A 17,567-nucleotide genomic window follows, 5' to 3' on the forward strand; every position below is an offset into this window, starting at 1 on the left:
ACTCGCCCAACGCCTTCACCTACGGCCACACCCCGCAAAACGCGCGGGTGGTAATCACCCAAGGGTTGATCAAAATCCTCGAGCCCGAGGAGCTGGAGTCGGTGGTGGCCCACGAGCTGGGGCACGCGCGGCATTGGGACATCCTGGTGATGACCCTGGCGAGCATGATTCCCTACATCTTCTATCTGATTTTCCGCTTCGGGTTGAACATCGGCGCGCGATCGCGGCGCAACGGCTTGCCGTTCGTGGTGATGGCGATAGCCAGCTTCGTGCTCTACATCGTCTCGAATTACATCGTGTTGTTCATCAGCCGCTCGCGCGAGTATTACGCCGACCGCTTCGGCGGGGTGGTCACATCCAACCCCAACGCGCTGTCCAGCTCGCTGGTCAAGATCGCCTACGGACTGGCATCGATGGACCCGATTGTGGCCAAGCAGCCCGCTGCCGAGCAGACCAAGTCCCGGCAACGCAGCGAGCGGCTTTCGGCAATGAAATCGATCGGCATCTTCGACCCGGGCAAGGCCACCAACCTGGCGATGGCCTCGTTTCGCGGTCCCAACTCGCTCAACCCCCAGGGCGTGGTCCAGGCCATGCAGTGGGACCTGTGGAACCCATGGGCGCTGTACTACGAGCTGGGCTCGACCCACCCGCTGCCCGCCAAGCGCATTCAGGCCCTGGGCAAGCTCGCCGAACATTTGCACCAACAGCCGCTGGTGCACTTCGACCAGCACAAACCCGAGAGCTTCTGGGACGAGTTCTTCGTCGACCTGCTGTTTAAGTTCGCGCCGATGCTGCTGGCATTAATCGGCGCACTGATCGGCGGTGCGGCCCTGGCGAGCACCGGCAATCCCGGACCCCTGGTCGGGCTGGCAATGCTCGGCTACTCCCTGGGCTATCTTGTTCGGCTGCTGTTCTCCTACCGCGGCGGCGAATATCCGAACATGAGCGTGGCCGCGCTGCTAAGCAGGATCAAGGTCAGCAACGTGCGGCCGGTGCCTTGCACCATGACCGGGCGCGTGATCGGCCGCGGAGTGCCCGGCCTGATCTGGTCCGAGGACATGGTGCTGCAGGATCGTAGCGGATTCATGTTCCTGGACTACCGCCAGCCGCTACGGATAATCGAGTTTCTTTTCGGGCTGTTCCGCACCAAATGGCTGATCGGCCAGGACGTGACCGTCCAGGGCTGGTACCGTCGCGCACCCACCCCGTTTCTGGAGATCAAACAGATCATCACCGCCGATGGCAGGCGCAAGCGCAGCTACGTGTACTACGTCAAATGGGTCTGGGCCGCACTGGCCTTTGCCCTGTCGTTTATCGTGGGATTGGGCCTGACCTTTTTCGCGCTATAGCGCAAGGCGAGCGGCAACTAAATATTAGTATTATGGTTTTCTTTGTCATCTTTTTTCTTCCGCCACTGACTCGACTTGACTTTCCTGCTTGATTTACTATTATTTCTTTTGCAAAAGAAAATTGAATACTCATGATTATTCCCGCTAGAATTCCATCTGGTCCTCTGGGTGTAAGATGAACAAGGGCAGAAAAAAACTACCGAAGCAAACGCTCAAAGGATCGCAGGCACAGCGCAATCGCTGCATCCGCTGCGGTACCGAACTCGCGATAAATTCCGACTCGGATTACTGCAAGTTCTGCCAAAAGACCAAGGACCTCTGGTCGGCCGAGAAGGTAAACGCCTGGGCCCCCGAAACCTAGCCCGAACTATTCATCAGCGGCCAGCGGCTTTAGCTGCACAAAATATCACTTAGTATCATAGTCTTCGCTCGCGAGTTTTGGCACCTTTGAGGCGTCTATGACGCTGCCCCCTCGGCAATGGCATAGGCGCTGGCGGTCAGGTCGCTATGGCTCAGGCTCAGGTGCCAGTTGACGATCCCGAGCTGCCCGGCCAGGTCCGCGGCTGCGCCTGACAGGCGTATTGATACGCGCCCGTTCTCAAGGGAAACGACCTCGATTTGGGTGAACTTCACGCCCTGGCTCAGGCCGACTCCCAGGGCCTTGGCCACAGCCTCTTTGGCGGCGAAGCGTGCGGCAAAATGCGGCGCTGAATCATGATATTGAAGACAATAAGCTGTTTCCTGGGCTGTGTAGACCCGCTGGATAAAGCGTTGGCCGAAGCGCTCGAGTCCGGCGCGGATGCGCCCGATCTCGACCAGATCCGTGCCGATGCCGACGATCATTGTCGATCCTGCGCTCGCTTGCCCCAAGCTACTCGGGCTTGTCCGGACCGCCGGGCTCGGGCGGCGATGGATCGGGTATTACCCCGGGCGCGGCCGGAGCTGGAGCTGCGGGCGGCGGCGATGGCGACGGCGCAACAGGGGCGACCGTTGGATACGGCACGGGCTGGGTGGGCGCCTGGGGCGTTGCGGGCGGTTGCGGATACTGCGGCGTCGGCGGCTGTTGCATATAGGTTGGGATCATGTACTGCGGCACAGGCGGACGCCAGGTCCCGGCGAAGAACGCCTCGACCTCTGGGGCTTTAAGGAAGACCAACACCAGAATGCCGATCACCATCGAGGGCACGTTGCACGAAATGATGTTGATGATCTCGAGGATCGCCACGGTGCGATAGAAGCTGGGGTTCTCGCGGGCGTTGTTCCCCAGCCCCTTGGCCCCGGCAATGATCTCGAGCACCGCCACCACAATGCCGAAGACCGGCGTGATGCACAGCAGCCAGATGCCCAGGCTGCTCATGATCGCTATCAGCAGGCCCATGGCCCCCAGACAGCCGGACACGAGCTGCATAATCGCTATCGCCTGAAACTTGCCGGGCCTGGGCATGGGTCCTCCTGGTTTGAGGATGATCAGCTTTTCTTATATTGCGCCGGATTGACGGGTGTCAATCACGCTTTTCCAGATCAGCCCCGCGCGGCCAGCGGATCCCCAGGCCGAACAGCGCGGGCAGCAAGCAGAACGCGCCGAGCAGGCAGGTCAAAATCGAGAGCGTGATCAGCCAGCCGAAGAAATTCAGCGGCACGAAGTTCGAGGTCAGCAGCACCGCGAAGCCCACGATCACCGACAGCGCGTTGGTGACGATGCCCAGGCCGGTGGTGGTGGCGGTGGTCACCGCGGCCTGCTCCACGTTCGCGCCGCTGCGGCGCTCCTCGCGGTAGCGCCAGAGGTAGTGCACGGTGTAGTCCACGCCCACGCCGACCACGATGCTGGTCAGCATTGCCGTGACCATATTCAGCTCGATACCCAAAAAGCCCATGATCCCCAGCACCATCACCACGGCCAGGGCCAGCGGACCCAGCGCCAGCAGTCCGGCGCGCAGCGAGCGCATGAACAGCGCGGCGCAGAGCATGATCATCAGCAGCGAGAGCAGCAGCGAGCGCACCTGGCCGTTGACCACCATGTGCGTCAGATCGACGAGCATCACCACGTAGCCGGTGACCGACATCGGCGGATCCGGGCCGTAGAGCAGGCCGATCAGCCGGTTGGAGAGCCGCACCACCTCGCGGAACTCCTCGGCGCGGCGGATGGTCAGCCGGGCCAGCACCTGGGCGTTCTTAAAGTCGAAGTCGATCAGCCGTCCCGAATCGCCGCCCTGGAAGCTGTAGAGGTCGAGCTCCTCGTAGACCTGCTCGCGAGTCTGAGGCAGCCCGCTTTCGATCTCGGGGTTGATCGCGACGTGGATCCGTTCCAGATAGTCCGCGATGCTCTCCGCGGCCCCGACCTCGGGCCAGGTGCGCACGATACGCGTGAACTCGCTGAGCATCGCGATGTTGTGCGGGTCGAGCAGGTCGCCGTGCAGCAGAACCGACATGGTGATCGCGCCGCCGTACTCGGCGTTGATCGCATTGGAGTTTTCTACGACCTGACTTTGCTCCTCAAAGTAGCTCAGCGGGTTGGCGTCGACCTTGATGTGCAAAATGCCGATGCTGAAGGCCAGGAACATGCCGACGAACACCGCGACCACCGGCAGCGGGTGGCGCACGCAGAAGCTGGTCAGCGCGGCCAGCGGCCTGTTGCTCGGGTGCCCGCGTCCGATCAACCGCTTGGGAATCGGCAGCAGGGTCAGCCAGGCGGGGATGAACAGACAGGAGTAGACGATGGCGATGAAGATCCCGAACGCCGAGAGCATGCCCAGTTCCTTGGCCGGCGGCATCATGTGCGAGATCAGCGAGAGGAAGCCCAGGATCGTGGTCCCCGCCGCGAGCATGATCGGCCAGATCACGTGCTCGAGTCCGCGAGCCGCGACCTCGGCCCGGGCCTTACGATCCGTGCCCGAGGCTTCGGGCACGTCCTCGGTATAGCGCGCCACCAGGTGAATGCCGTAATCGTTGGCAATCGCGATCATCATCACCGGCAAGAGCATGCCGACCACGGTCAGCGGAATGCCCAAATAGGACATCAGGCCCATCGAGCTGGCGATGCTCATCGCCACCACCAGCAGCGGCAGCAGCACTCCACGCCAGGTGCGGAAGCTGAAGAACAGCAAGGCGATCATCAGCACGAAACCCAGGGGCAGGAACGTGCGCAGATCCTGACGCATCAAACGCGTCATGTAGGCCCGGATCGGCGGCAGTCCGGAGAAGAACAAGCGGCCCGGCCCGTCGTACTGCTCGACGATCGTTTCCAGCTTCTGCAGCAGCACCTCGTCGCTGTCGTCGGTCTTGATCATCCCGACCACGGCCAGACCCGAGAAGTCCTTGGCCACCAGGCCGCCGTAAATCAGCGGATCGTCGGCAATGCGTTGCTCGAGAAGCCGCACCTGCTGTGGGGTCTGAGGCGGCTGCTGGATGAAGTCGCGGATCACCAGCCGATCGCCCTGGCCCAGGATGTCCTGCAACGAGGCCAGGCTGACCGTGGAGTAGACGATCCCGGCCTGCTCGAGCTGTTGCTCGACTCCGGCCAACGCCTCCAGGCCCTGCGCAGACAGCGCCTGCTCGGCCTGAAGCACCACCAGTACGACCTCGCTGGCCCCGAACAGCTCCTCGACCCGTTCGGCCTCCTTCACGCTATCCCAGTCCTGGGGCAACAGGGCCCGCAGGTCGCCCTCGTATTCCAGATTGCGAATTCCATAGCCCAGAACACCGGTGAGGACCAGGCAGAACAGGATCGCCAGCAGCGGGTATCCGGTGGAAAAGCGAACGAAGTACTTCACGGTGCATGCTCCATAAGCCGTCCCGAGTCTTGGGCGGTCGCGTGAATGGGGGATATTATGCCGCCTCCGGGCCCGCATCAAGTCCACTGCCTACGCCGATACAATATTGCCGCACACGGTTCGTCGCGCACAGGGCCGTTTCATCTTGGCATTATCGCCCTTGGACCGCGTGGGCAATCCTGCGGATCGATCTCGATCCGCTGCTGTCCGGCCCTCCGCCATCCCCCGGCGCCGCTTGGTGCTCGGAGAACAGCTATGCTAATAACTGGATCGATGTTCACGATGCCAAAATCTCACCATGCGTAAGATCCGACCGCGCGAATTGCTGTTCGCGCTGATACCGCTGTTGGCGCTGCTGGTCGGCGTGACGCTGCTGCTCGATACGTTGGAGCGGGCCGAGCTGATCGACACCGAAGTGCCAGACGATACGGTGGCCTACCTCGCCGGCCCGGCCTACAAGCTGGAGCAGGCGGACGACGATCGCGCCTATTACGTCATTGCCGATCGCACGCTGCTCCCGCAGCGCTTCGCCACGCCCAAGGAGCCGGGCGTGTTCCGGCTGTTCATCCTCGGCGGCTCGTTCGCGCTGGGCTCGCCCTACGTGGTCAACGAGCCCACGCCGGGCGGCATCGACTCCTGGGTTCGCGAGGAGCTTGCCGCACGCTTCCCATCGCTGCGCATCGAGGTGATCAACTCGGCCTGCGGCGCTCAAAATTCGTTTCGGGTCAAACAGATATTTCACGATGTAATCGAATTCGAGCCCGACGCGCTGTTGGTGGTCATGGGCAATAATGAGGGATTTATCCCGCCCACGAGCCTGCACCCGCTGGTCCATCAATGGTCGTTGTACCGCACCATGCGGGCGCTGATTCGACCCCCGGACTACCAGGGGCCCAAGGGGCGTCCCCAATTCAGCCCGCAGCTGGCCAACATCAACGACCTGCTCAAGGTTTTCGCCGGCAACCAACTGGAGATGGTCCGCTCGGCCCAGGACCACGACGTCCCGCTGGTGCTGGCCACCATGCCGATCAACCTGCGCTACGATCCTTGGCCCTACCGCGACGATCCCGATCCCTGGCCCGACAAACCACCGCCCGAATGCTTCGCCAAGGCGCTGGACCTGTTTGATCGGCAGCAGGAGCAGCAGGGGATCGAGGCGCTCTACAACTGCCCGTGCTACGCCGCGAACTACCTGCTGGGTCAACGCCTCGAGAAAGCGGGGCGTTATGACGAGGCGCGCCTGGCCTACACCCAGGCGGTCACGTATTTTCCAAGCAACCGCACGCGGCCGGGCTTCAACTGGGCGACTCGCCGCAACGCCGATCAGCCCGGCGTAATCCTGGCCGACTTCGAGGCCGTGGCCGAGGACCGCGCAGTGAACGGCATCCCGGGCGCGGAGCAGTTCGTGGACTATTGCCACATGAACTGGTCGGGCTATCAGGCCATGGCCCACGAGCTGGTGCGCACCCTGATCAGCTCCGGCATAATCCGGGGCGCGGCGGGAGAACCGCTGCCCGAGCCCGGCACAGAGCAGCTGTTGCGCCGCCTGGGCACGACTCCCGATGACCTGGAATTGGCCGGGAGTCCGTTCCTGCAAAAGCAGCACGGAGGGATCGCCCAGACCATCCGCAGAGCGCGATAACTTCGGCATTGTTCGGCGGCTATAAGCCGCGCAGTAGAAGTCCCGCGAATAATCCGGGTATAATGCGCGGCCGTGAACGCAAAGCTGATCACCTTCGAGGGCCCCGAGGGCGCGGGCAAGACCACGCTGATCAAGCGTCTGGCCGCAAGGCTGGAACAGCTTGAAATGCCTATCCTTATCACGCGGGAGCCCGGCGGCTCGCCCTTGGGAGCGCGCTTTCGAGAAATGCTGCTGGAACACATCGAGGACCGGCCCACAGCGCTGACCGAGCTGCTGTTGTACGAGGCCGACCGCATCGAGCACCTGGAAAAGATCGTCCGGCCGGCCCTTGAGCTTGGCAAGCTGGTGCTCTGCGACCGCTTTGCCGACGCCACCACCGCCTACCAGGGCTACGGTCGCGGGCTGGATCTGGAGACCGTACGTTCGCTCAACGAGCTGGTGCTGCGCGGCCTGCGTCCGTCGCGGACCTACCTGCTGGACCTGCCGGTGGAGGCCGGGCTGGCGCGCACCCGCGGACGGCTTTCCGCCGACGGCCGCGACGAGAGCCGCTTCGAATCCGAGCAGATCGAGTTTCACCAGCGTGTGCGCCGCGGCTACCTCGAGCTGGCCGCAGCCGAGCCGCAGCGCTTCTGCATCGTGGACGCGCAGCTCGATCCCGAGGCATTATACGCCGTGGTGATTAACGACCTGCTGGCATCGCTTAAAACGGAGACGCCTTGAGCTTCTCGCAACTGCTCGGCCAACCGCGGGTGAGCGCGGCGCTGCTGCGCGCGCTCAAGCTCGAGCGCGTGGCGCACGCCTACCTGTTCGTGGGCGCCGACGGCGTGGGACGCCGCACCACGGCACGCCTGCTGGCGATGGCGCTCAACTGCGAGTCCAGCGGCGCTGACGCCTGCGGCGAATGCGGCCCGTGCCGCAAGATCATCAGGGGCACGCACCCGGATATCGTCGAACTGACGCCGGAGAAAGACTTCATCACCATCGGCCAGGTGCGCGAGCTGCAGGCGTCCATGGCCTACCGGCCCTACGAGGGGCGCTTCCGCGTAATCAGCGTGGCCCCGGCCGAAGCGATGAACGCCAACGCCCAGAACGCGCTGCTCAAGACGCTGGAGGAGCCGCCGCAGGGCAACGTGCTGATCCTGATCTGCGCCTCGCCCCAGCGTTTGCTACGCACGATCCAGAGCCGTTGCCAGCGGATGGTTTTCGGCCTGCTTCCGCGGCCGGTGATCGTGCGCTTGCTGTGCGAGCAGGGCGTGGAGCCCCAGCGCGCCGAGCTGCTGGCGCGGCTGGCCGAGGGCTCGCTGGGAAGGGCCCAGGCGCTGGCTCAGGGCGAGCTGCAACTACAACGCGAGCGGATCGCCGTGGCGCTCGAGGCGCTGAGTGAGGGCGGCACCCACGGGATCTGGGAGTTCGCCGAGCAGTTGGCCCAGGGCGACATCGACGAGCTCGACGAGTCGCTGGAATTGACTAAAACCTGGCTGCGCGACGCGCTGCTGATCCGCTCGGGAGCGGGCTCCGAACGCCTGCTCAACATCGACCGCCTGGAGCTGCTCGACAGCCTGGCCCGACGCTTTGACGAGCAGGCGCTGCTCGCAGGGATCGAGGCCGGCTCCCAGCTTCAGGCACGGCTCCGATTCTACCCCAACCGCCGGCTGGCCCTATGGAACCTCGGACTGGCGCTGACCAGTCCGCCGACCGGCACACTCGAGGGTTGAGATGCGTGTTGTTAAAATAAAGTTTCGCCGCTCGGGCAAACGCTTTGATTTCGACGCCGGCGAATTGGAGCTGCGGCAAGGCCAACAGGTCGTGTTGCAGATCGAAAAGGGTACGGCTCTAGGTACGGTGGTCGTCGACGCGCAGGAGCAAAACCTGCCCGAGGACGAGTCGCGCAAGCCGGTGCTGCGCGTGGCCACCGATGAAGACCTCAAGCAGTCCCAGCGGCTGCACCGCAGGGCGCGCGAGGCGTTCGGTTTCTGCCTGCGCCGCATCAACGAGCGCAAACTGCCGATGAAGCTGGTGGACGCTGAGTTCCTGCTCGACGAGAGCCGCGCGACCTTCTTCTTCACGGCCGAGGGGCGCGTGGACTTCCGCGAGCTGGTGCGCGACCTGGCCCACGAGTTCCGCACGCGAATCGAGATGATGCAGATCGGCGTGCGCGACGAGGCTAAAATCCTCGGCGGCTACGGCATCTGCGGACGCGAGCTGTGCTGCGCCTCCTGGCTGGTCAAATTCAACCCGGTCAGCATCCGCATGGCCAAGGACCAGTCGCTCTCGCTCAATCCCTCCAAGGTCTCCGGAGTCTGCGGCAGGCTGATGTGCTGCCTGGCCTACGAGCACCAGCAGTACCTCGACCAGATCGCGACCCTGCCCCGTTTGGGCAAGCGCTACGTGTGCGAGCAGGGCCCCTGCCGCGTCTGCCGCATCGATGTGATGGGCAGCCGGGTCTTCGCGATGGTGGAAGGCCAAGGCGAGGTCGAGATCTCCGGCCAGCCGCTCGAGCCCTACTCCCAACAAAACCGTCAGCAGGACAAACCCGAACCGCGGCCCGAGCCGCGCGCGCCCGGCCGTCCACGACCGCAGCCCAAGGCGCGTCCGCGACCGCCCGCATTCCAGGTGACCCCAACGCCTGAGACGCCCCAGGCGCCCCCGGCGCCTCAGCCACCCCCGGCGCCTCAGGGGCCTCAGGAGCCTGGCGAACAACAGCCGAAGCCAGAGGGAGAGGGCGCGGCCGAGGGGCAGCCGGACCAGGCCAAGACCGGCGACCGTCGACGCAGGGGACGCCGCTCGCGCAGGCGCAGACGGCGCAAACCGGCGGCTAAAACCGAGTAGACCAACGTGGACCAGGCGCAACAATCCGAACGCAGCCCGGAGTTCGACCGTTATCGGGACGACGACCGCGACCGTCGCGACGAGCTGACGATGGTCAAGCATCGCCACCGCGCGCGCTACCTGATCGACGGCGCGCGACGCATCCGCAACGGGCTTCGCGGGCTGGACCTGCTCGACGCGGGCTGCGGCCAGGGTCTGCTGCTGAGCCTGATCCCGGATCGCGCCGCGCTGTGCGGCTTCGACGCCAGCCAAGCGTTAATCGAGAACAACTTGGCCAAGGACTGCGCCGAGCTGTCGCTACGCGACGTCTACGCCACGGGCTTTGACGACGAGCGCTTCGACGTGGTGTTTTGCCAGCAGGTGCTCGAGCACTTGCAGCACCCGCAGCAAGCCCTGGCCGAGCTGGCGCGCGTTGCCCGGCCCGGCGGACTGATCGCTGCCAGCGTGCCCTACGACGAGCGAATCAAGCTCGAGGTCTGCGTACACTGCGGCAAGACCACGCCGCGCAACGGCCATTTGCAACGCTTTGACGAATGCAACATCAACGAATTTCTGCCGCCGCAGCTAAAGCTCGTCGCACTGCGCAAGGTCTGCTGCCGCCCGGTCTACAACCGCGGCCACCGGCTGCCCGTGCCGCTGTTTCGACTGCTGGATCGCGCGGCCCTGACCCTGGGGTTGGGCCCGGCGCGCTGGATGGTTTTCTTCGCGCGCAAAGTCGGCTGAGATGTACCTGATCGAAACCCACGCGCATTTGGACATGGCGCAGTTTGACGAGGACCGCACTGAGGTGATCGGCCGCGCCGTGGCCCGCGGCGTGCGCCGGATCGTCAGCGTGGGCATCGACGTGGCCAGCAGCCGCGCCGCGGTCGAGCTGGCGCAGCGCTTCCCCGCGGTCTACGCTGCGGTCGGAATCCATCCCCACGACGCCAAGTCAGCCGACGATCGCGCCCTGGCGCAGATCGAGCAGCTCGCGGCCCATCCCAAGGTGGTGGCGATCGGCGAGATCGGCCTGGATTTCTATCGCGACCATTCGCCGCACGATCAACAGCGCAGCGCTTTTGCCGCGCAGCTCGAACTCGCCGGGCGCCTGGGATTGCCGGTGATCATCCACGACCGCCAGGCTCACGAAGATGTGCTCGCGATCCTCGATCAGCACCCGTGCCTGCCCGGGGTAATGCACTGCTTTTCCGGCGGTCCGCAGTTGGCGCAGGAGGTGATCTCGCGCGGGCTGTACCTGAGCTTCACCGGCAACATCACATTTAAAAACGCCGATCGCGCGCGCCGGGCATTGGCCGCGGCCGGACCCGACCGGCTGCTGCTCGAGACCGATTGCCCGTTCATGGCGCCCGAGCCGCACCGCGGATCGCGCAACGAACCGTGCCACGTCGAGCTGGTGGCCGCTACCGCGGCCAAGGTGCTGGACCTAAGTTTGGTCGAGGTGGCGGCACGCACAACCGACAACGCCTACGAGCTGTTCGGCTTTGAGCGGCGCGAGGCCGAGCCACGCATCGTCTACGAATTCAAGGACGCGCTGTATCTGAACATCACCAACCGCTGCGGCAATCGCTGCCCGTGGTGCGCGCGGCAAAGCTCGTACATCGTCGGCCCCTACCTGCTCAAGCTCCAACGCGAGCCCAGCCCTGTCGAGCTTTACGCGGCATTGGACAATTACGACGTGACGCAGTATCCGGAGCTGGTGTTCTGCGGATTCGGCGAGCCGCTGATGCGCATCGACGATCTGCTCCAGATCGCCCGCGAGCTGCGCCGACGCAGGGCGCGCAGCATCCGCGTCAACACCAACGGCTGGGCCGGGCTGGCCCTGGGCCGCGACGTGGTCGAACCGCTGGTCGGTTTAATCGACGAGGTCTGGGTGAGCCTCAACGCGCCGGACGCCGCGAACTACGAGCAGCTGTGCCACCCCGAACAGGGACTTAAGGCCTATGAAGCGCTGATCGAGTTCGTACGCCGCGCCCGCGAACTGCTGCCCAAGGTCGCGCTCTCCGCAGTGGACTATCCCGGCGCTGACATCCCGGGCGCGCAACGCGCGGCCCGCGACCTGGGACTCCCCCTGCACGTGCGCCATTACTCACAACGGCCTTGACCCGGTACGAAACTCGCGCACTTCTCTGGTCGTTGACCAACGACCCTCTCCGCGCAGAAAGATCGGGGAGAAGGGGTAAAGATCGTTAAAACGATCTTTGTGTGTAAGGCGAGCGGCGGCGGCTTGGAGCCGCAGCAAGGCTCGCTTATTTCCCTGGTCATTTTGCGTAGACCCATGCCGCGACGCGGAGATTATCGTTGAGCCAAGAGTTTGGTCCGCTTGCGAGTTTTGCCCCGGCTCCAAGCCGGATCATCCGAGGGTGGACTGATGCGCAAAGTTTGCGGAGCCATGTGCCAAGCCACGATCTATTGCCGATAATCGTGCGGAATATTTTGCCTTGATGAACAATACTTCTTTGAGAACGCGCAGAGCGGGCTATCGTGCGTAGTCAGGTGGTAAATCTCAATCCAATGCCCTGCTCGCGCCTACCCAATAATGTTATTCAACATTATTTCCCTCCTCCCATTTTTCGATGCGGAGTGGCTCGTGGCGCTACGACCAGCGAACTACGCGAGTTTTGTGGCACCTCTAAGGTGCCTTTGCCGCAAACCGCGGCCTGTGCTCTAATGAAATGTCGTTTTTCAAACAGGGGAAATTAGATATGGAACTCACATCTGCCGAGCGCTTTTTCGCCAAGTCAATGGGTGTGCTGGCCATCGCATTTCTGGTGGCGGGGCTGGTTTTCGTACTGGCCAACGAGCCGCTGATCAGGGTTGTCAATGTTGCGGGGAACTGGTTGGGCATGCCTGCCGCGCCCTACGAGGGGCTGGTGCCGGGCAGCGGCCTGGACCAGGCGTCGTACTCCGGCGCGGTGGCCGCGGCCGCCTCGACCCTCGGGCCGTGCAAGGTCGCGCCGGTGCACCACCTGTGGCTGGCATTGACCTTCGCCCTAATGATGATGATCTCCTACATGTCGCTGCTGATCTGGCGCGACGTGCGGACCAACCTCAACCTCGCGCCGCCGCTGATGCTCTCCAAGCTGGTCAGCTCGGGCACGGGCCTGACCGCCTTTTATCTGTCGCGGGGTTACTTCGCCGACCTGCTGATCGTGTTCGTCGATTTCCCGATCTTCCTGTTCGTGCTGGTGGCCTATTGGCGCGCCAAACGCTCGCGGGAAGATTTCTGATCCGCTACGGGCGAGGTGTGTGAGTTGTCGACAATCGAATTCGAACTGAACCACGACCAGTCGAACCTGGTCGGGATGCTGCTTGAGCCCCAGGGCGCGACCAACGGCGTGCCGCTGGTGTTCTGCCACGGCATCCCCTCGGGGCAGCCGCCGGTCCCCGGCGACGGAGGATACCCCGAACTGGCGCAGATCTTCGTTGATCGCGGGCATCCCTGCGCGCTGTTCAACTTCCGCGGCACCGGGCCCAGCCGCGGCAGCTTCAGTCTGCCGGGCTGGCGCGACGACCTGCTGGCGCTGATCGGGCACCTGGACGGATACCCGAACTGGGAGCAAGGGATGGTGCTGGTCGGCTTCTCCGGCGGCGGCGCTTCGGCCCTGCTGGCAGCGGCCCAGACGCCCGCTGTGCTCGGCGTGGCCGCAATGGCGGCTCCGGCCGACTTCGAGTTCCTTACCTCCCAGGCGTCGCCCGAACTTTTATGGCAACACTTCGTGCGCATCGGCATCGTCGATCCGCAGTTGCATCCCGACGCCGGGCAATGGATCTCGAGCTTTGACGAGGTTTCTGTTGAACGCGCCCTGGAGGGGATCGGCGCGCGGCCGCTGCTGTTCGTGCACGGCGACTGCGACGCGACCGTGCCCGCCGAACACGCCCGGCGGCTGTTCAAGCTGGCGCAAGATCCCAAGCAGCTGGCGGTGCTGCCCGGCGGCGGGCATCGACTGCGGTGCGAGAAGCAGGCCATCGACTGCCTGCACCACTGGATCGCCCACAACTTCGATGCGCGGATTACGGCGCGCGGGAACTGAAGCCCGATGACGTCTTCACGCTACCCGATGCTCTCGATGACCGGCCACTTTCTGCGGGCGCGTTACGACCGGCGCTTTCTGCCCGAGCCCGGAATCTGGGACCGTTTGCGCGGCCGGCTCTCGGAGCTGGTGCGTTTCGCCAAGCTAAACTCGCCGCTCTACGCCGACCTCTACTCGCAGGTCGACCCCGACGACTTCCGGCTCGAGGATCTGCCGCCGCTGACCAAGGAAGCGATGATGGAGCGCTTCGACGACTCGCTGACCGTGCGCGACCTGACGTACGCGCAGGTGCGCGAGTTCGTGGACGACCACTCCAAGGTCGGATCGTTGATCAACGGGCGCTACATGGTGGCCCATACCTCGGGCACCTCGGGCACCCGCGGCTACTTCGTCAACACCCTTGACGAGTGGCGGCAAAGCGTGGCGCTCTCGATGGTGCCGCCGAGCAATCCGCGCTACGGCCCACTGCTGGACCAGGTGCTCTCGATCCCGATCAGGCCGTTTCGGCGCTGGCGGGCGATCACGATCATCGCCACCCACGGCCACTACGCCAGCCCGCTGGCCTACGTCTTCTCCCCGCGCTTCAAGGACTACCTGGTCGACATCAGAATGGTCGACCTGTTCACGCCGCTGGACGAACTGGTGCGCTTCATCGACGAGTTCAAGCCGCTCTGGATTCACTCCTACCCCAGCGTGCTGCTGGCCCTGGCCCAAGAGGCGCAGGCCGGACGGCTGAAGCACCGACTGCGCATCGTCTACGGCGCGTCCGAGCCGTTCCCGAACTCGAGCAAGGAGCTGATGCAGCAGGTCTGGCCCAACGTGCAGATCGACGAGCTCTACGGCACGACCGAGGTGCTGCCGATCGCCAAACCCTGCGAGCACGGCCACCTGCACTGGAACTGCGACTGGACGATCATCGAGCCGGTGGACGAGCAGGGCGAGCCCACGCCCGTCGGCGAATTCAGCCACAAGGTCTACGCCACCAACCTGATCAACCGCACCCAGCCGGTGATCCGCTACGAGATCGGCGACTCGCTGCGCATCCTGCCCGATCCCTGCCAGTGCGGCAGCGCGCTGCCCGCGATCGAGGTCAAGGGGCGCTCCAACGACAGCCTGGTGTACGAGCGCCGCGCCGGCGGACAGGGCCGGTTGCTGCCGCTGTCGGTGATCGCGACGTTCCTCGAGATCCAGGGACTGCGCCAGTACCGCGTGATGCAAACCGCGCCGCAACTGATCGAGATCGAGTTCATCGCCGAACAGCAGGACGACGCCGCACGGCTCGACACCCAATGCCGCGAGGCCATGCTGCGCCTGCTGCAGCTCGAGGGCGCGGCCGAGGAGATTCAGGTTGAGGTCCGGCAGGTCGAGTCGATCGAGCGCGACCGCTACTCAGGCAAGTTCAAACAGGTCCAGCGGCTTTTTTAGCAGATACTGTTTATGCGGATAAAATGCTGCGCGCGGCCACCAGGCCCGAGGCTGAGGACTGCACCAGGCCGCGGCTGACCCCCGCGCCGTCGCCCACGATGTACAGCCCGTCGATCGCCGAGCGCAGCTGCTCGTCGAGGTCGAAGCGCACTGAGTAGAATTTGACCTCCACGCCGTAGAGCAGGGTTCCCGGCCCGGTCATTCCCGGACAGAGCTGATCCAGCGCCTCGAGCATCTCCATGATGTTCGCCAGGTGGCGGTAGGGCAGGACGAAGCTCAGATCGCCCGGCGTGGCCTCGGTCAGGGTCGGGGCGACCAAGCTGCGCGCGATGCGCTCGGGAGTTGAGCGCCGTCCGCGCTGCAGATCGACCCAGCGCTGGACCATCACGCCGCCGGCCAGCAGGTTGGCCAAGGTGGCGATCGCCCGGCCGTAGCCGATCGGGTCGTCGAACGGCTCGGTAAAGGCCGTGCTGACCAAGATCGCGAAGTTGGTGGCTTCGGTCTTGCGTCGCTTGTAGCTGTGGCCGTTGACGGTCAGCAGTCCGTCGTAATGCTCGGTGACCACCTCGCCGTAGGGATTCATGCAAAAGGTGCGCACGCGGTTGTCGAAGCGTCGGCTGTGATAGATCAGCTTGGCCTCGTGGGCGTGGTCGGTCAGCGGCGCGGCCACGGCCGCGGGCACTTCCACGCGCACGCCGATGTCCACCGCGTTGTTGCGGTAGCCCAGGCCCGCGCTCTTGGCCTGCTGCTGCAACCACGAGCTGCCCTGCCTGCCCGGCGCGAGGATCACTGCGCGGCGCGCGAGGATCTCGCCATCGTCGGTGGTCACGCCCACGCAGCGGCCGTCGCGCACGATCAGCTCCAGGACCCGGCGGCCGAACAGCACCTGCACCCGATTTTCGAGCTCCGCGAAAAACGCGGAGAGCACTTGCGGGGTGTTGTCCGAGCCGATGTGGCGGATGCGCTGGGGCACGTAGCTCAGTCCGGCCAGCGCTGCGCGTTCGCTCAGCTCGCGCCCCTCCCCGGGCTCCATCGCGGCCACCTCGTCCGGCGCGCCGTGCTCGCGCCAGACGCGGTCCACATCGTCGATCAGCTCAGCAAGCCGCCGCTCGCCCACGAAGTCGCCCAGCCAGCCGCCGACCTCGGGGCTGAGCGTGAGCTTGCCGTCGGAGAACGCGCCCGCGCCGCCCCAGCCCGAGGTCCAGGCCTCGCGCTCGTGCTGCCGGATCGCCTCCTCGCGCCTGTCCAGCGACTTGCCGCGCTCGCAGACCACGATTTGAAGATCGGAATTGCGGGCGAGTTCCAGCGCGGCGAAAATCCCGGCCGGACCCGCACCGACGATTACAACATCGACGTTCATTTTATGTATCGAGCTTGGACAATTCCTCGGCGATCCGTTCGTTGTCCGGGTTGAACTGCAACGCCCTGCTCAGTTCCTGGCGCGCGCGTTCTTTTTGGCCGGTGTCCAGCGAGATCAGGCCCTGGAAGTAGTAGGCCATGTCCATGCTGGGGTTGATCGCCTTGGAACGGCTGAGCAGCTGCTCGGCCTCTTTTTGTTTGGCCTCGTCCTCGGGATCGGATTGGTAGATCGCCCAGGCCAGATAGGCGTAGCACTCGGCCTCCTTGGGATTGAGCTCCAGCGCCTCGCGGAACGCTTCGGCCGCGCCCGGGGCGTCGCCCTCGTGCAGCAGGTCCTCGCCCTCCTGGAACTTCAGCTCGCTCTTGAGAATCCGCGCCAGGTCCGAGGTTACGCCGCCGACTGCGACTGCGGCCGCGGCCTCCAGATGCTCGCGTTGACGCGGAGCGTCGTCCTCCTCGGTGGCCTCATGGATCACTTCCTCGTCCCACAGCTCGTCGGTGTCGAGAATCTGGTCCGCCGACTCCTCGTGGAATCGCGGCTCGACGTCGACCCCCTCAAAGTCGGTGCCGCCCAGGTCCACGCCCAGATCCAGACCCTTGGCGGGCGTGGACTGGATCGAGGGCTCGCCGAGTTCGGCCTCGGGCAAGGGCGTGTCCTCGAACTGCGCGGCGAGCTGCTCGAGGCTGTCCCGATCGCGCTCCGACTGTAGCTGTTCGACGGCGGCCGGCTCGACCTGTGGTTGCAGCCGCTCGGCGGTGGTCGGCTCGGGCTGCGGCTCGGGCTGCGGCTCGGGCTGCCGTTCCTCCTCAACCGAGAGCGAACGCAGATAGCGCATGCGCGACTCGCGGTCGATCAGCACCTCGTAGGCCGTGGTCAACTGGCGGAACAGCGTATCGGCCTTGGCCTGGGTCACGCTGTCGGCCGAGGAGTATAGGTCCCAGGGGTGCAGCAGGCGCACTAGGTGGTAGTAGTTGGACTTGATCCGTTCCTCGTCGGCGGAGCGGACGACTCCGAGGATCTGCAGGTAGTTCATATCGGGGTAGCGTTCGTAGGCCTGGGACACGCGCTTCTGAAAGAGCGGGATCTTGCCGCCCGCGGCCCGGGCCTCGCGCGCCTCCAGTATCTCGCGTTTGCTCCGTCGATCCCCGACTTCGCGCTTTC

At 64.7% G+C, this 17,567-nt stretch carries 15 protein-coding genes; 10 read left to right on the forward strand and 5 right to left on the reverse strand.

Features of this window, described 5'->3' with window-relative positions; genetic code table 11:
- Positions 1–1,349 (forward strand): M48 family metalloprotease (locus tag P9M14_11590; protein ID MDP8256382.1); only part of this gene is annotated, 1,349 nt, incomplete at its 5' end.
- Between the two features lie 456 nt (positions 1,350–1,805).
- Here P9M14_11590 and acpS read toward each other — a convergent pair.
- From acpS to P9M14_11605, 3 genes are read right to left on the reverse strand one after another with little or no spacing between them, the layout of a single operon-like run.
- The gene (gene acpS, locus P9M14_11595) at positions 1,806–2,192 is read right to left on the reverse strand and encodes a holo-ACP synthase (protein MDP8256383.1); all 387 of its coding nucleotides are present in this window, start codon (positions 2,190–2,192) and stop codon (positions 1,806–1,808) included.
- A 28-nt stretch (positions 2,193–2,220) separates the two neighbouring features.
- Positions 2,221–2,793, reverse strand: coding sequence for a hypothetical protein (locus P9M14_11600; GenBank protein MDP8256384.1), 573 nt, complete (start codon positions 2,791–2,793; stop codon positions 2,221–2,223).
- Between the two features lie 58 nt (positions 2,794–2,851).
- On the reverse strand, positions 2,852–5,119 hold the full coding sequence (locus P9M14_11605; protein ID MDP8256385.1) for an MMPL family transporter: 2,268 nt from the start codon (positions 5,117–5,119) through the stop codon (positions 2,852–2,854).
- Between the two features lie 298 nt (positions 5,120–5,417).
- Here P9M14_11605 and P9M14_11610 point away from each other — a divergent pair, with 298 nt between their 5' ends.
- From P9M14_11610 to P9M14_11650, 9 genes are all read left to right on the forward strand, one after another.
- Positions 5,418–6,761: a hypothetical protein gene (locus tag P9M14_11610; GenBank protein MDP8256386.1), complete on the forward strand. Its 1,344-nt coding sequence runs from the start codon at positions 5,418–5,420 to the stop codon at positions 6,759–6,761.
- Between the two features lie 72 nt (positions 6,762–6,833).
- A complete protein-coding gene (gene tmk, locus P9M14_11615) occupies positions 6,834–7,481 on the forward strand; it encodes a dTMP kinase (protein MDP8256387.1) in 648 nt (215 codons plus the stop codon).
- Positions 7,478–8,476: a DNA polymerase III subunit delta' gene (gene holB / locus P9M14_11620; GenBank protein ID MDP8256388.1), complete on the forward strand. Its 999-nt coding sequence runs from the start codon at positions 7,478–7,480 to the stop codon at positions 8,474–8,476. The genes tmk and holB overlap by 4 nt, the downstream gene beginning before the upstream one ends.
- Position 8,477: 1 nt before the next feature.
- Positions 8,478–9,590 carry a stage 0 sporulation family protein gene (locus P9M14_11625; GenBank protein MDP8256389.1) on the forward strand — a complete coding sequence of 371 codons (1,113 nt, stop codon included), beginning with the start codon at positions 8,478–8,480 and terminating at the stop codon, positions 9,588–9,590.
- A gap of 6 nt (positions 9,591–9,596) precedes the next feature.
- Complete coding sequence (locus P9M14_11630) at positions 9,597–10,313, forward strand: methyltransferase domain-containing protein (GenBank protein MDP8256390.1); 717 nt, start codon at positions 9,597–9,599, stop codon at positions 10,311–10,313.
- A gap of 1 nt (position 10,314) precedes the next feature.
- On the forward strand, positions 10,315–11,691 hold the full coding sequence (locus P9M14_11635; GenBank protein ID MDP8256391.1) for a YchF/TatD family DNA exonuclease: 1,377 nt from the start codon (positions 10,315–10,317) through the stop codon (positions 11,689–11,691).
- A 601-nt stretch (positions 11,692–12,292) separates the two neighbouring features.
- Positions 12,293–12,817, forward strand: coding sequence for a hypothetical protein (locus P9M14_11640; protein ID MDP8256392.1), 525 nt, complete (start codon positions 12,293–12,295; stop codon positions 12,815–12,817).
- Between the two features lie 24 nt (positions 12,818–12,841).
- Positions 12,842–13,621: a prolyl oligopeptidase family serine peptidase gene (locus tag P9M14_11645; protein ID MDP8256393.1), complete on the forward strand. Its 780-nt coding sequence runs from the start codon at positions 12,842–12,844 to the stop codon at positions 13,619–13,621.
- Positions 13,622–13,627: 6 nt separating this feature from the next.
- Positions 13,628–15,046, forward strand: a complete 1,419-nt coding sequence (locus P9M14_11650) for a hypothetical protein (protein MDP8256394.1) — start codon at positions 13,628–13,630, stop codon at positions 15,044–15,046.
- Between the two features lie 10 nt (positions 15,047–15,056).
- Here the strand turns inward: P9M14_11650 and P9M14_11655 are convergent, their stop codons facing one another.
- Both P9M14_11655 and P9M14_11660 read right to left on the reverse strand, forming a co-directional pair.
- Positions 15,057–16,406: an FAD-dependent oxidoreductase gene (locus P9M14_11655; GenBank protein MDP8256395.1), complete on the reverse strand. Its 1,350-nt coding sequence runs from the start codon at positions 16,404–16,406 to the stop codon at positions 15,057–15,059.
- Position 16,407: 1 nt separating this feature from the next.
- The coding region (locus P9M14_11660; GenBank protein ID MDP8256396.1) for a DnaJ domain-containing protein at positions 16,408–17,567 on the reverse strand (1,160 nt) is incomplete at its 5' end.

The organism is Candidatus Alcyoniella australis (genome assembly GCA_030765605.1).
Taxonomy (GTDB): domain Bacteria; phylum Lernaellota; class Lernaellaia; order JAVCCG01; family Alcyoniellaceae; genus Alcyoniella; species Alcyoniella australis.